Genomic DNA, 15,704 nt, shown 5'->3' on the forward strand with positions numbered 1-15,704 from the left:
CTATTGTAATTTAATATGAAGAACAATCTTATCTGGATTCTTATTTTCTTTCTTCCATTAAGACTATTAGCACAAAGTACTCAGGAAAAAGAAATTAACCAGCAGCTTCAAACCTGGGTTTCTATAAATAGTGTAACTAAATTTACAGATCATTGGGCTGTAATTGGCGATTTTCACATCAGACGAAATGATTTTGTGGCTGATCCCAGTTTCTATTTTATAAGAGGCGGATTCAGTTATATCCCAAATTCAACTATTTCGTTGACAGCTGGATATGCTCATATGTGGCTTGCACCTTCAAATCCTGATTGGAGTACTTTTGCAGGTGAAAATAGGATTTACCAGCAAGCGCAGTTAAATACTAAAGTGGGAAACGTAAGCATTCTTCAGCGCCTTAGAAACGAACAGCGCTGGCAGGAAAAAATTGTTGATGACAAACCAAGCGGAGATTGGCGTTTTACCAATAGAATTCGTTATTTAATGAGTTTTACTTTCAGCGTTTTCAATAATAAATCGTGGCCGAAAATGGTTCTTTCAGATGAAATTCTTTTGCATTTTGGAGAAGAAGTTGTTTATAATACATTTGATCAAAACCGCTTTTTTATTGGAATAAAAAAAACTATTAACCCAAAATGGAGTTATGATTTTGGTTATATGAATGTTTATCAACAGAAATATTCAGGCTATCAATATGACATGAATCATACAATTAGATTGTTTTTTTATCTGAATACCAGTATCAGAAAAAAAACTCCTTCAGCAATTGAAAATTCTGGTGATGAATGATTCTTTTCTTTAATATTCACTAAACCAACTGTGATTTAAAAAAATCATAGGCTCTTTTTTCTGCATAAGAATACATTGAATTACGGAGCGGAAAAGCACAATGTCCGCCATATTTTGGAGTTTCCAGATAAACATACGCACTATCTTGCGCTATAGCTCTTGGATAACATCTTTCGCCCAAAAAAGGATCATCGAGCGAATTAATAATTAAAACAGGAGTAGTAATATTTTGAAGCGAAAATTCGGGAGAAACACGCTCATAATAATCGTCTCGACTTGCAAATCCATGAAGCGGCGCTGTAAAATATTGGTCAACCTCATCAAATGTTGAAATTTTATCAATCTGATCACTATTTATAAAATCAGGAAATTGAGCTGCTTTGTATTTCAGCTTTCGCTTAATATCAATTGTGAAATTTTTTAAATAAACTCGGTTAAAACCTTGTTTAAGAACTTCTGCACTTGTTGCAATATGAGTTGGAACCGAAATTGAAACTGCTGCTTTTATACGTTCATCAACTTTTGTCCATCCTAAATAATTTAAAAGCTGAACACCACCCATCGAATATCCAATCATATAAACCTCTTCGAATCCTTTTTGTAAAACAAACTGAACCACCTCATCAAGATCATCAACCGCTCCGTGATGATAAAGTCTTGGCAAACGATTCATTTCTCCTCCACAAGTGCGATTGTTCCAAGCAAAAACTGAAAATCCTTTTTCCTGAAAATATACCGCACAGCTATTATTATAGGTTCGGCGGGAATCTCCTTCTAAACCGTGACATAAAATAACCGCTTTCTTGGAGTCGTTTATAATAAAATCGATATTGATAAAATCTCCATCGTTCAACTCCATTTTTTCTCTTGTATAACCTGGGGCTTCAAATTTTTTAAACAAAGCCGCATAAATAGTAGAAACATGTCTGTTGCGATGAATAATAGAAGGAAAATTATATTCTGATTGTTCAATTAGTGGCATGACATTTTTTTTATGGTGCTTACTACAAATCTAAGAAATCAATCAATATGTAGGTCTATTTCTCTTTTTAAAATTATTCTATAAACGAAGTTTTTTTATGTTTTTCCAGAATTTTTCATCTATACAAATAGACTTTCTATCTATATCAGCCATCCGCCAGTCTATTGCATTACAATAGTTTACAGATACTTCAGAATTTTGATTCAAATTAAAAAAGTATCAAATGAAAGTCGCTGTAATAATAAGTTTTATACTATGTTCCTTTTTCGGTTACGGACAGGGAACATCAAATACTAAAAAGCAATGGACGCTCGAAGATTGTTTTGCTTACGCTAAAGAAAAAAACATCAGCATCAAAACAACGGTATTGAGTAAAAACGCTGCTGAAGTAAATTATGATCAATCGAAATCTTCAAGATTACCCAATTTAACGGGTTCTGCATCACAAAATTTATCATTCGGTAACTCTATTGATCCCATAACAAGTGATTATGTAAGTCAGAAAGTTAATTCGACAAGTGTTGGAATCAATTCATCTGTCACTTTATATCAGGGAAATCAGATTTCGAATCAAATCAAGCAAAATAAATTATTGGTTGACCAAAATTCCTCATTTGTTGAAGAAGCGCAAAACAATGTAATATTAAGTATTACAGAAGCTTATCTGCAAATTTTATACAATAATGAAGGAATTCGAATTGCTGAAAATAATTTAAAAGCAAGTGAAAAAGAGGTTCAAAGAGCCAAACTAAGATTGGACGCAGGAAGTATTGCGAGAAAAGATTATACAGATGCGCTTTCGCAAGCAGCAACTAATAAATACAATCTTATTGCTGCTCAAAATGATCTTTCGAAACAAATTCTGGTTTTAAAACAATTACTAGAATTAGGTCCTGAAGAAGATTTTGAAATTGCATTTCCTCTCGAAAGCAAAACACCTGATGTAATTCCGAGCAAAATTGAGGTCTACAATAAAGCTATCGCTCTAATGCCTGAAATAAAAGCATCGCAAATTAATGTGGCGGTTTCTGAGAAAGAACTTGATATAGCAAAAGGTTCTTATCTTCCAACCTTATCACTATCAGGAAGTTTGGGTTCTGGTTACACAAATACTCAAGAATTAAATTTCTCAGATCAATTAAACCTGAATTTCAATCAGCGTGTAGGTTTGTCGTTGACAGTGCCAATTTTCAACAGAAATCAAACTAAAGCGCAAGTTCAAAATGCAAAAATAAGTATTGATAAAGCCGAAATCGCTTTGCAAACTGCACAAAAAGATTTGTATAAGAAAATTCAAACCGCTTGGGAAAATGCAACTGCTTCGAGCGAACAAATGACCTCTGCCCAATCAGCTAAAGAAGCTGCAGAAGAGTCGTATGTTTTGTCACAAAAAAAATATGAATTAGGTGCTTTGAGTACAACAGATTTGGTTATCAGCCAAAATACTTATACAAACGCTGCTCAGAATTACATTCAGGCAAAATACTTAAACATTTTATACACACAATTATTATCCTTTTATCAAGGAAACGAAATTAAAATCTAAAACAATGAAAACTAAAAAGAACAAAATTTTTGTATTATCTGCGATAGGTCTCTTAATTGTAGCAATTTGTTTTTCCTTTATTCCAGGATCTAAAGAAACTCCTATAAAAGTAGAATCTCTTAAAGCGAAAATAGCAGATATTAAAACAACAGTAACGGCTACAGGAACAGTTCAGCCAATTAATGAAGTTGAAGTAGGAACTCAAGTTTCTGGTGTTGTAGAAAAAATATATGTTGATTACAACAGCGTGGTTAAAAAAGGACAGCTTTTGGCAGAATTAGATAAAACTAATCTACAAGCGGCTTTAGTTCAAGCAAAAGCTTTATATAACAGTGCTTTGAACGAACAGAGATATTTACAAGGCATTTTTGCCAGACAAAAAACTTTGTATGATAGCAATGTAATCAGCAGATCTGATTATGATGAAGCTTTATACAATTTAAACAACGCAAAAAGCACTGTAGTTCAGCGTTTATCAGATTTGCAGAAAGCAGAGACTAATTTAAGTTATGCAACTATTTACTCTCCTATTGATGGCGTAATTTTATCTAAAGCAGTTGACGAAGGGCAAACAGTAGCGGCAAGTTACAGTACGCCTACTCTATTTACAATTGCTAAAGATTTAACTGAAATGCAGGTTGAAGCAAATGTTGACGAAGCTGATATTGGTCAGGTAAAACAAGGACAGCGCGTAACTTTTACAGTTGATGCTTATCAGGGCGAAGAGTTTAACGGTGTCATTACACAAGTAAGACTTAATGCAACGACAACTTCAAATGTTGTGACTTATACTGTGGTAATTAAAGCGGATAATTCAAATTTAAAATTAAAACCAGGGCTTACGGCTACAATTTCTATTTACACATTAGAATTAAAAGATGTTTTAACAATAGAAGCCAAAGCGGCCAATTTTGAACCAGATGCTAAAATTTTAGCCAATTATCAAAAACAAAATAATATTTCTGTTAGTCCATTAGCATCTCCTAAAAATGAGGATAAAAAAACGGCTCAGGTTTGGATTTTAGACGGTAAAAATATAGTACCTACAATAGTTAAATTAGGAACAAGTGACGGTATTAATGTAGAAGTTTTAAGCGGATTAAAACAAGATGATCAATTGGTTTACGGCTTAAGAGAAATTACAAAACAAGATGCGCCAGAAACGTCTGGAGACAATGACAGTCCTTTTATGCCTAAACCTCCAGGAAAAAAGAAATAACAATGGCTAAAACAATTATAAAAATAGAAGATCTAAAGCGTTCGTTTGTAATGGGCGAAGAAACCATTCACGCTTTAAAAGGAGTTTCTTTTACTATAGAAGAAGGTGAATTTGTAACTATCATGGGTTCCAGCGGATCGGGAAAAAGTAGTCTTTTAAATATTTTAGGCTGTTTGGACCAGCCAACTTCGGGAATTTATGATATTGATAATGTGGCTGTAAAACAGCAGACTAAAAAGGAATTGGCCAAAATTCGAAATGAGAAAATAGGCTTTATTTTTCAATCTTACAATTTACTGCCCAAAACTACAGCGATCGAGAATGTAAAATTGCCTTTGATGTACAATACAAAATACGATTCAGAGGAAATGGATGTATTAGCATTAGCCTCTCTCGAAAAGGTAAATCTAAGCAATAGACTGCATCATACTCCAGCACAGCTTTCGGGTGGTCAGCAGCAGCGTGTTGCAATTGCGCGTTCTTTGGTCAATAATCCTGTTGTGATTTTAGCCGACGAAGCCACGGGAAATCTTGACACCAGAACTTCTTATGAAATTATGGCATTATTTCAGGAGTTAAACAAACAAGGAAAAACAATCGTTTTTGTAACTCACGAACCGGATATTGCCACATTCAGCAGTCGCACCATAGTGCTAAAAGACGGACATATTATAAAAGATAGTCCCAATACTAATATTCACTCTGCAGCAGAAGCACTTGCTGCACTGGGAAAAGAAGATGAATAATTATGAGAATTCTAAATTTATTTAAGATCGCATGGAGAGCCATTATTCTAAACAAGGTTCGAACTCTGCTTACAATGCTCGGAATCATTATTGGAGTAGCTTCGGTTATTGCAATGCTCGCTATTGGTGAAGGTTCTAAAGAAAGCATCAAAACCAAAATTTCGAGTATGGGTTCTAATATGATTACGGTTCGTCCTGGCGCCGATATGCGTGGCGGTGTTCGTTTAGATCCGAGCGCAATGCAAACCTTAACTTTAGGCGATTATGAAGCACTGAAAACACAAACCAAAATGCTTTCAGCAGTTTCTCCGTTGGTAAACGGAAGCGGACAATCTATTTATGGCTCACGCAACTGGCCAACTTCTATTTACGGAATCACTGAAGAATACTTAAAAATCAAAGTTTGGGAAGTAAAAACAGGAAGTATTTTTACAGATCAAGAAGTAAAATCGGCTGCAAAAGTAGCTGTGATTGGACAAACTGTAGCTACAAATTTATTTCAGAATGAAAATCCAATTGGTAAAATGATTCGTTTCAATAGTATTCCGTTTAAAGTAATTGGAGTGTTGGAGAAAAAGGGAGAAAGTACTTTTGGACAAGATCAAGATGATGTTATTTTATCTCCTTATACTACAGTCCAAAAACGTATTCTAGCTCAAGATTATTTAGAATCTATTGTGGCTTCTTCTTTAAGCGAAGAAAAATCACAGCAAGCTGTTGACGAAGTTTCGCAGATTTTAAGAGAAAGACATAAAATTACAGGAGACAAAGAAGATGATTTTAATGTTTTCTCCATGGAAGAAATGATTTCTACTTTTAGTTCAACGAGCGAAATGCTTACTATTTTATTAGTTGCAATTGCCAGCATTTCATTATTAGTGGGCGGAATTGGAATTATGAATATTATGTATGTTTCGGTAAAAGAAAGAACAAGAGAAATAGGATTGCGTCTTGCTGTTGGCGGAAAAGATACCGATATCTTGATGCAATTTTTAATAGAAGCCATTATGATTAGTGTCACTGGAGGAATAATTGGTGTATCTTTGGGATTAGGGACAACTCTTTTCATCGAAAAAGTACTCCATTGGCCAACAGCTGTAACAAGTTATTCTATTGTAATTTCGTTTTTAGTTTGTGCCATTACAGGAATATTTTTTGGATGGTATCCTGCTAAAAAAGCGGCTTCTTTAGATCCGATTACCGCATTGCGTTATGAATAAAACGATAAACTAATGAATTTTAAACAGAATAAATTAATAATAGGGTTTCTGCATATCATGATATGGTTTGTATTATTTATGCTGCCCTATTTGTTATCATCAGGTCAAAATCAAGCAATAAAAGCGGTACTTTTCTTTTCTTGGATTCCGTTATTCTTGTATTCTATCATATTTTATTGCAACTATTTTGTTCTTATTGAACGTTTTCTGTTTTCAAAAAAAATAATTTGGTTCGTTATTGCAAACCTAATACTGATTACTTTATTTATTTGGGCAAACCAATCGATCAAAGAGATTTTCTTCGATTTTCACGTACCGCATAATGATAAAAATGATGACTTTAGACCTTCAAGAAGTCTTTTTATCTATAGTGATTTTATATTATTTAGCGTTCCTGTCGTTTTTTCTATTGCAGTAAAAACAACAGAACGCTGGATAAAAACCGAAGTCGAACGCAAAGAAGCTGTCACTATCAAATTAGAATCAGAACTGCAGCATTTAAAATATCAATTACAGCCGCATTTCTTTTTTAATTCTTTAAACAACATTTATTCTTTGGTAGACACTTCTCCCGAACAAGCCAAACAGACCATTCATAGTTTGAGCAAATTGATGCGATATTTATTGTATCAGACTAATGATGAAAAAGTTAGCCTAAAAAGTGAAATCCAGTTTATCGTAAATTATATTGAATTGATGAAACTGCGATTTACAGAAAACACCAAAATTGAATATGACTTTCCTGTTCTAAAAACAGATCTGCAAGTTGTACCGCTTTTATTTATTTCTTTAATCGAAAATGCTTTTAAACACGGCGTATCGGCAAGTCAGCAATCAGAAATTATCTTTAAGATGACGATTGATGAAAACCGAATTGATTTCAGTATCAAAAATCATAATTTTCCTAAAACCGAAAGTGATAAAAGCGGTTCGGGAATTGGCTTGCAAAACATGAAAAAAAGGCTGAAATTATTGTATCCTGATAAACATGAATTTAATGCAGCTGTTGTAGATGGCTTTTTTATAGTAAACCTTACTTTAGAAACTTAATTTTTGTAATTAATAAACGAATCTATGTCTGATAAAATAACTTGTCTGATTGTTGATGATGAACCAATGGCTTTGAATTTAGTTGAAAGTTATGTGGTAAAGACTCCTTTTTTACAATTACAAAAAAAGTGCAACAGCGCTATCGAAGCTTTGGAGTTTCTAAATGAAGAACGTGTCGATTTAATTTTTTTAGATATTCAAATGCCAGATTTAACAGGTTTAGAACTTGCCAAATTGATTCCGAAATCTACACGAATTATTTTTACAACCGCTTTTGATCAATATGCCTTAGAAGGCCTTAAAGCTGAAGCAATTGATTATTTATTAAAACCTTTTGATTATACAGAATTCTTTACTGCTGTCAATAAAGCGAGAGAATGGTTTTCGATGGTGAAAAATGCCAAAAAAGAAAAAACCGATCAGATGGAATTCATCTTTGTAAAATCAGAATACAAACAGCTGAAAATAAATCTGGATTCGATTTTATATATTGAAGGTTTGAAAGATTACATCAAAATTTGGGTTAAAAATGAACCGCATCCTATTCTCACTTTAATGAGTTTGAAAACAATGGAAGAAGAATTACCTGCAGATAAATTTATGCGTGTTCACCGCTCTTTTATTGTGGCACTAAAAAATGTTGAAGTAATTGAAAGAAGCCAGATTGTAATCAACAAACAAAGAATTACAGTTTCAGATCAATATAAAGCACAATTCATGAATTATTTATCTGAAAATTCATTGGACTAAAATCCGACTTTAAATGTAAAAAAAGCATTTCCTTTAATACAAGCCCCACAGAACCATCTTCTTGCTCAAGTCCTTTAAATACAATACTTCGCAGATTATTTCGTTAATTTGTATATTTGTGTATCCGAATTTTAATCAAGCTTAAGCCACTAAATGTTTGAACTTCTACCTGTAGATCCAAAAACTATTTTTCTGCTTTATTTGTGGGGGAATTTTTTTACCTGCATTCTTATTTTCAGTTTTTCTTTTTCTTATGCGACGAGCGATAATAGAAAAACATTAAAATGGTTTGGCTTAGGCAAATTGATTCTTACGGTTGCTTGGGTGCTTGCTCTTTTTCGAAATATCATCAGTGATTTTGTTTCAATTAATATTTCCAATTCCTTAATTTTTTGTGCCTGCTGTTTTGAAACGATAGCAATGTTATCGCTTATTAAAACACATGCAAAAAAACATTATCAGCTGCAAATTGCAATTACCGCAGTTTTCATATTGATTTTTAATATTGGAACTCTTTTTGAAGCCACAATGAATACTCGAGTTATAATTGGCGGAATCGGAATATTTGCTATTTATTTACTCCCAACAATTACTTATTTTACAGAGAAAGAAAAAAGCTTTTTTAAAACCTTTTATGTACTCTGTTATATCGGATTTGAAATTTTAATCGTCATACGAACAATCTACAGATATCTGTATCCGCAAAATCTTATTATTTCTAATGATCTTTTTGATAGTTTGTATAGCATTTGTTTGTTTCTTCTAACTCTTATTGGAATCGTAGGATTTTTGCTTTTAGTAAAAGAAAATCAGGATCATAAAATCAAAAAGCTTTTGAACGATAAAAATCAATTTTTTTCAATTATCTCTCATGATTTAAGAGGGCCATTAGGATCATCTGTTTCGCTTTCTGAAATTCTATTGGAAAATATCGAACAATACAGCCGTGAAGAAATTAAGGAAATATCTGAAATGCTTCATGATTCAAATAAAAACATCTACAAATTATTGGAGAATCTGTTGGATTGGTCACGAGTTCAAACGGGAATGATTGCTTTCAATCCTAAAAAACTATTGCTAAATGCTTTGATCCAAGAAAATATTGAATTAGGTAAAAATGTTGCTTTACATAAAAATATAAGAATCTTATTCGAATCTGCTGATCTTATTGAAGCCGAAGTAGACCAAAACATGATTAGCACCATTTTACGTAATTTACTAAGTAATGCAATTAAATTTACCGACAAGAACGGCGAAATTAAAATTAAGCTTCAAAAAATAAACCATCAAGTAGAAATTTCCATTACAGATAACGGAATTGGAGTTCCTGAAAATATAAAAGAAAAATTATTCAAAATCAACGGAAAGGTTCTTCAAAAAGGAACAGAAAACGAACTCGGAAGCGGACTCGGATTACTACTTTGCAAAGAATTCGTAAATATTCATGAAGGCGAAATTTGGGTAGAAAGTGAAATAGGAAAAGGAAGTGTTTTTAAATTTACTTTGCCATTAAAAGCTGTTTAAATTATAAAAAATCCAACATAAAAAAATCCAAACCCCAGTTAATTTGGAATTTGGATTTTTAGTATTGGAATTTTATAAACGTCTAGTCTAATACAAAACTTACACTAACATTTGCTGTAATTTCGATTTCACCAATAGCAAGAGTTTCGTTTGAAGCTCCCATTGAATCTGCTTCTTTCATTCTCATCGCAGCGTACATTGGCTGAGGGTGATAAACTTGCGAATTATCAGAAATTGTAAAAGCTTTACCTACTTTTTGTCCTAATACAGACACATACTCTTCAGCTTTAGTTTTAGCATCTTTCATAGCTAATTTTCTAGCTTCAGATTCGTATTGAGCCATTTTAGATGATTCAAAAGAAACTCTGTCAATTCGGTTAATTCCTTGCTGAACAAGACCTTCCATCAACTCGTCGTACTTAGCTAAATCTTTTACTACAATTTCTACCGTTTGTGTAGCGTTATAAGAAGTTTTCTTTTTCTCATAATCGTACTGCGGATTTAAAGCAACTTGTTTTGTTTTAAAATCTGCTGTTGGAATATTCATTTTTTTAATGAATTTCAAAACAGCATCCATCTTTTCGTCGTTTTGTTTTTTAACGTCTTTAGCATTATTCCCTTTTGTTTCAACAGAAGCTGAAATACAAACCTGATCAGGGGCTACTTTTACTTTTCCTTCTCCATTAACATTAATTAGAGGTACTTGTTTGATTTCTTGGCCGTAAGACATAGTCATAAACATGATTGTTAAAAATAATACTAGTTTTTTCATTTTTGTTAAATTTTAATATTTAATAAAAGCTTTTCAAAAGTTATGCCAGCATTACAATTTCCCCAATTTTGCCATTACAAAAAGTATAACAATCGGGATTGCAAGCAGAATTACCATCATTGTATGGTCTGCAAATAATGAAGGCATTTTTATTAAAGTAATTAAATAACCGCCTATAGCACCTCCAAAGTGCGCCGTGTGTCCAATATTATCATTTTTAGCTTTCATTCCGTAAATTGAATATAATAAATACAAAATTCCAAAAAGATAAGCCGGTATCGGAATTACAAAAAATATTCCGAGCATCATATTCGGTTCAAGTAAAATCGCCGAATACAAAACTCCAGTTACAGCACCAGAAGCGCCAACTGCACGATAACTGTAATCGTTTTTATGAAATAACATCGTAAGAAGACTTCCAAAAATCAAGCTTCCAAAATAAACCAAAACAAAAGAAAACGTTCCAAGCCAATCTAAAACAACTGGCGCAAAAAAGTAGAGTGTCAGCATATTGAATATTAAATGCATCATGTCTACATGCAAAAATCCTGAAGACAACATTCGCAATTGCTCGCCAGAACGAATACTTCCTACATGAAATTCATATTTTCTAAAAAAAGAAAGATCATTAAATCCTTTGTAACTAATAACAGCGTTTGCAACGATAATACCTGCTAAAATGATATTCATAAATAATAATTATTGTGAATTGTAAATATAATCATTCTTAAAGATAAGTTAGCAAGAAAGCAAAATATCACTCTTTAATCATTTTTCATTTATATTTGTAAAAAAAATTACATGCAATTTATTGTTTATATTTTAGCCTATCCAATACTTTGGCTTATCTCTATATTACCTTTTCGTTTATTTTACTTATTCTCAGATTTTGTATATCTCTTGGTTTACAGAGTAATAGGATATCGTAAAAAAGTGGTTCGTGAAAATCTTGCACTTACATTACCCCATTTAAGTGATTCTGAAAGAAAAGATATCGAAAAGAAATTCTATAAACATATGTGCGATATGTTTTTAGAAATGATCAAGACAATGAGTATGTCTCCTGAAGAAATGGAAAGAAGATTCCAGGTAACCAACATCGATCTTGTGCTTGACTATGCTAGAAAAGGCAAAAGTGTAATACTTGTGGCTTCGCATTATGCAAGTTATGAATGGCTTTTAACTATCAATCCTAAACTTGGATTTCAGGGTGTTGCCGTTTATAAAAAATTAGCGAATCCTTATTTTGATAAATTGGTTCGAAAAATCCGTTCTAAATACAATACAGAAATGATCGAAACCAGAAAAGCAATTCCAACAATGGCACAAAACCAACGTAATGGGGTTTTAAGTCTCTATGGTTTAGCAAGTGATCAATCTCCAAAATTAGATCGAATTTTTCACTCAATGAAATTTCTGGGAATTGAAGTTCCCGTACATACTGGAGCCGAAATGCTGTCTAAAAAATATGATTTAGCTGTAATAATGGTAAAAGTTAAAAAAGTAAAAAGAGGATATTACGAAGCAACTTTTCTTTCGCTTGCTGATAATCCAAAAGATTATGAAGATTTTGAAATTACAGAAATGTATCTTAAAGAATTAGAAAAACAGATTCTTGAAGCTCCAGAATTTTATTTATGGACACACAAAAGATGGAAACATCGTATTCAATAATTTTAAAATAATACAACAAAAAGTCCGAAAAGCAACTTCTGTTTTTCGGACTTTTTGCTTTAAAATGATCAAAAAAAGCATTTCCAAGCCTTCGATAGCAGATTTGATGTGTTTTTGTAAAGATTTTTTTGAATGGATAAAAAAAGGAAACAATTTAAATTTGAAGTTCTCTAATTATCTAAAAAAAACAAAAAATCATTAACCATGATCAAAAACTCACTATTAACAATTCCATTATTGTTTCTGTTTTTTACTGTTTCTGCTCAAAGTCCAAAACGAGGAATTGCTTATGGAGGTCATTCTAAAGCAGATCTTCTTGCGTTAAAACCTGGACTTACTTGGTGGTACAATTGGTCGCCAGAACCTGAAGCGGCTGTAAATGCTGATTACGAATCATTAGGAGTCGAATTTGTCCCAATGGCTTGGGGAAAAGTCAATGATGTGGATGTTCAAGCTTTTATCAATAAAATAAAACCTGGAGCAAAATATATTCTCGCATTTAACGAACCAAATTTTAACGACGGCGCAAGATTAACACCTCAGGAAGCTGTAAATGCTTGGGTAAATATTGAGAAAATTGCTGCTGCTAAAAATCTTGAAATCATAAGTGCTTCACCAGCATATAATGGGCCAAGTAATTATGGCGGAATTTCAGATCCTGTGGTTTGGCACAACCAGTTTTTTCAATTGTGTCCAACTTGTAAAGTAGATTATATTGCTTTTCATACTTATGATGCTACTGCAGGTTCTGTGATTGGCGTCACCAGTCTTCTGAAAAAATTTAATAGACCACTTTGGATCACTGAATTTGCAAATAGAGTTATTCAAAGTGCTGCGGACAAAACTGCTTTTATGAAAGACATTGTAACCAATTATGAAAACGATCCTGATATCTTTCGTTATTCTTGGTTTTCTGGCAGAGTAAATCCAACTTGGACAGATATGTTAGAAGGACAATTACTAAGTCCTACAAGCGGTGTTTTAAGACCAATTGGCACAGAATATATTAATGTTCCTTATACCACGAAAAAAATGAATGTTCCGGGTCGTGTTACAGCAAACAAACATTACAGAAGAAAAGGAACTGGTTTGCAAGCAACAACAGACTCTAGCACCGGACAAAATGTTTGTTACATTAATGAAGGAGATTGGAACGAATTTATGCTGAATGTTGCCGATGCAGGAACTTACAATCTAACTTTTAGAGTCGCTTCTCCTGTTCTTGATGGAAAGTTTGATATTCTAGTAAACGATGTTGTGGTAAAAGCAGACGAAACTTTTCCGCCAACTGGAGACTGGCAAACTTTTGCTGATAAAGTAGTAAATGGAGTTGCATTGCCAAAAGGAGAAGTATATCTGAAAATCAAATTCAAATCAAATGATTTCAATTTTAATTTTATCGATATAGCGGTTGCTAATCTAGGCGTTAAAGATAATGATTTAGAAAAAGAGAGTTTTACAATTTATCCAAATCCTGTAAAAACACAATCAACTTTACATATTAAATCAAGCGCAACAGAACCTTTAACCATCAAAATAATTGACATGAAAGGTGATGTTTGTTTTTCTTCTTCGGATTATTCAACAAATGAGGATATTAAAATTGGAGAAAAATTGGCAAAAGGAGTTTATATTGTAAATGCGTCATACGGAAATATTAAAAAATCAATTAAAATAATTAAAAACTAATTCATTCCCTAGGAATGTTTCGTCGGTAGAAAAAAATAGTGTCGTTTGCATTTGTGTCCCATAGGGACACCTGATTTTGCGAAATGAATTCATCTGGGATTAATCAGACGTTCCTACGGAACGTATAACCTCATTTAAAAATCTGATTCTACCAATGAGACATTCCTAACGGAATGATTTTTTTACAGAAAAAGCCTCTTTAGAAATACTAAAGAGGCTTTTTTATTTTAAAAACAGAAATCTTAAATTCCAGCAATCACTTTAATTTCATCAATAATTCGAAGCGCTAATTTATCTGCCGCATCTTGAGAAGGTGCTTCAGTATAGATACGAATAATTGGTTCTGTGTTTGATTTTCTTAAATGAACCCATTCTGTAGCAAAATCAATTTTTACACCGTCAATTGTTGAAATATCTTCGTTTTTATATTTCTCGGTCATTTGAGCCAAAATCGCATCAACATCAATTTGAGGTGTTAATTCAATTTTATTTTTACTCATATAATATTCTGGATAAGAAGCTCTCAAAGCAGAAACTGTCATTTTTTTATTCGCTAAATGCGTTAAAAACAAAGCAACTCCTACCAAACTGTCTCTTCCGTAGTGCAATTCAGGATAGATAATTCCACCATTTCCTTCACCACCAATAATAGCATTGTTTTTCTTCATTAATTCTACCACATTCACCTCTCCTACTGCACTTGCTTCGTAGCTTCCGCCGTGTGCATTAGTCACATCTCTTAAAGCACGAGAAGATGACATATTAGAAACTGTATTTCCTGGAGTTTTGCTCAAAACATAATCTGCGCAAGCAACCAAAGTATATTCTTCACCAAACATTTCTCCGTCTTCGCTAATAAAAGCCAAACGATCCACATCTGGATCTACAACAATACCAAAATCAGCTTTTTCTTTTACAACAAGCTCAGAAATATCAGTTAAATGTTCTTTTAAAGGTTCTGGGTTATGCGGAAAATGTCCGTTTGGTTCACAGTACAATTCTACCACTTCAACTCCCATTAATTTTAGAAGTTTAGGAATAATAATTCCTCCTGATGAATTTACACCGTCAACAACCACTTTAAATTTAGCTTCTTTTACCGCTTCGATATTCACTAAAGGCAAGTTTAAAACTTCGTCGATATGAATATCCATGTAAGCGTCATTCGAAATAATTTCGCCTAAACTATCAACATCAGAAAAATCGAAAGCTTCAGCTTCAGCAATTTCAAGAATTTTAGCTCCGTCTACACCGCTTAAAAATTCGCCTTTTGCATTTAATAATTTTAAAGCATTCCATTGTTTAGGATTGTGAGAAGCGGTTAAAATAATTCCGCCATCTGCTTTTTCCAAAGGAACAGCAACTTCTACAGTTGGTGTTGTAGAAAGTCCAAGATCAATAACATCGATTCCTAAACCAATTAAAGTATTCACAACTAAATTATGAATCATTGGTCCTGAAATTCTTGCATCACGGCCAATTACAACAGTCAATTTATCTTTAGCAATATTATTTTTTAAGAAAGTTCCATAAGCTGATGCAAATTTTACTGCATCAACAGGAGTTAGATTATCTCCTACTTTTCCTCCGATCGTTCCGCGGATTCCAGAAATAGATTTTATTAGAGTCATTTTTGTGAGTTAGGGTTATTTTTTTACAAATATAAAAAAGTTACTGAGTTCCTAAGGTGCTATGTTTCCAAGATTTTAATTTTAACCTATAAGAAACTACTTGCAACTCGTTATT

General features: G+C 32.8%; 14 protein-coding genes. 10 read left to right on the forward strand and 4 right to left on the reverse strand.

The window, feature by feature from the left end; genetic code table 11:
* Positions 1-15 precede the first annotated feature (15 nt).
* Positions 16-786 carry a DUF2490 domain-containing protein gene (locus V6624_RS20480; RefSeq protein ID WP_111283494.1) on the forward strand — a complete coding sequence of 257 codons (771 nt, stop codon included), beginning with the start codon at positions 16-18 and terminating at the stop codon, positions 784-786.
* 19 nt (positions 787-805) lie between these two features.
* Here the strand turns inward: V6624_RS20480 and V6624_RS20485 are convergent, their stop codons facing one another.
* Positions 806-1,768 (reverse strand): YheT family hydrolase, encoded by a 963-nt coding sequence (locus V6624_RS20485; protein ID WP_111283492.1) that lies wholly within the window; start codon positions 1,766-1,768, stop codon positions 806-808.
* Between the two features lie 223 nt (positions 1,769-1,991).
* On the opposite strand from V6624_RS20485, the gene V6624_RS20490 reads away from it, so the two are divergent.
* The 7 genes from V6624_RS20490 (at position 1,992) to V6624_RS20520 (ending at position 9,823) form a co-directional block, all read left to right on the forward strand.
* Complete coding sequence (locus V6624_RS20490) at positions 1,992-3,314, forward strand: TolC family protein (protein ID WP_111283490.1); 1,323 nt, start codon at positions 1,992-1,994, stop codon at positions 3,312-3,314.
* Between the two features lie 4 nt (positions 3,315-3,318).
* Positions 3,319-4,533, forward strand: a complete 1,215-nt coding sequence (locus tag V6624_RS20495) for an efflux RND transporter periplasmic adaptor subunit (RefSeq protein ID WP_111283488.1) — start codon at positions 3,319-3,321, stop codon at positions 4,531-4,533.
* Between the two features lie 2 nt (positions 4,534-4,535).
* Positions 4,536-5,279 carry an ABC transporter ATP-binding protein gene (locus tag V6624_RS20500; protein ID WP_111283486.1) on the forward strand — a complete coding sequence of 248 codons (744 nt, stop codon included), beginning with the start codon at positions 4,536-4,538 and terminating at the stop codon, positions 5,277-5,279.
* Between the two features lie 2 nt (positions 5,280-5,281).
* Complete coding sequence (locus V6624_RS20505) at positions 5,282-6,499, forward strand: ABC transporter permease (protein WP_111283484.1); 1,218 nt, start codon at positions 5,282-5,284, stop codon at positions 6,497-6,499.
* A 12-nt stretch (positions 6,500-6,511) separates the two neighbouring features.
* On the forward strand, positions 6,512-7,549 hold the full coding sequence (locus tag V6624_RS20510; RefSeq protein WP_239455558.1) for a sensor histidine kinase: 1,038 nt from the start codon (positions 6,512-6,514) through the stop codon (positions 7,547-7,549).
* 24 nt (positions 7,550-7,573) lie between these two features.
* A complete protein-coding gene (locus V6624_RS20515; RefSeq protein ID WP_338840005.1) occupies positions 7,574-8,299 on the forward strand; it encodes a LytTR family DNA-binding domain-containing protein in 726 nt (241 codons plus the stop codon).
* 420 nt (positions 8,300-8,719) lie between these two features.
* Positions 8,720-9,823 carry a HAMP domain-containing sensor histidine kinase gene (locus V6624_RS20520; protein WP_338840006.1) on the forward strand — a complete coding sequence of 368 codons (1,104 nt, stop codon included), beginning with the start codon at positions 8,720-8,722 and terminating at the stop codon, positions 9,821-9,823.
* 82 nt (positions 9,824-9,905) lie between these two features.
* Here V6624_RS20520 and V6624_RS20525 read toward each other — a convergent pair whose 3' ends face one another.
* Positions 9,906-10,595: an SIMPL domain-containing protein gene (locus V6624_RS20525; RefSeq protein ID WP_111283479.1), complete on the reverse strand. Its 690-nt coding sequence runs from the start codon at positions 10,593-10,595 to the stop codon at positions 9,906-9,908.
* 51 nt (positions 10,596-10,646) lie between these two features.
* Entirely contained in the window at positions 10,647-11,285 is a 639-nt protein-coding gene (locus V6624_RS20530) for a rhomboid family intramembrane serine protease (protein ID WP_111283478.1), read from the reverse strand.
* A gap of 111 nt (positions 11,286-11,396) precedes the next feature.
* Between V6624_RS20530 and V6624_RS20535 the strand changes: the two genes are divergently transcribed.
* Positions 11,397-12,269 carry a lysophospholipid acyltransferase family protein gene (locus V6624_RS20535; protein WP_111283477.1) on the forward strand — a complete coding sequence of 291 codons (873 nt, stop codon included), beginning with the start codon at positions 11,397-11,399 and terminating at the stop codon, positions 12,267-12,269.
* A gap of 204 nt (positions 12,270-12,473) precedes the next feature.
* On the forward strand, positions 12,474-13,958 hold the full coding sequence (locus V6624_RS20540) for a glycosyl hydrolase (RefSeq protein WP_338840007.1): 1,485 nt from the start codon (positions 12,474-12,476) through the stop codon (positions 13,956-13,958).
* A gap of 242 nt (positions 13,959-14,200) precedes the next feature.
* Here the strand turns inward: V6624_RS20540 and glmM are convergent, their stop codons facing one another.
* On the reverse strand, positions 14,201-15,589 hold the full coding sequence (gene glmM / locus V6624_RS20545) for a phosphoglucosamine mutase (RefSeq protein ID WP_338840008.1): 1,389 nt from the start codon (positions 15,587-15,589) through the stop codon (positions 14,201-14,203).
* Positions 15,590-15,704 lie beyond the last annotated feature (115 nt).

The sequence above is a fragment of the Flavobacterium ginsenosidimutans genome (assembly GCF_037478105.1).
Lineage (GTDB): Bacteria > Bacteroidota > Bacteroidia > Flavobacteriales > Flavobacteriaceae > Flavobacterium > Flavobacterium ginsenosidimutans.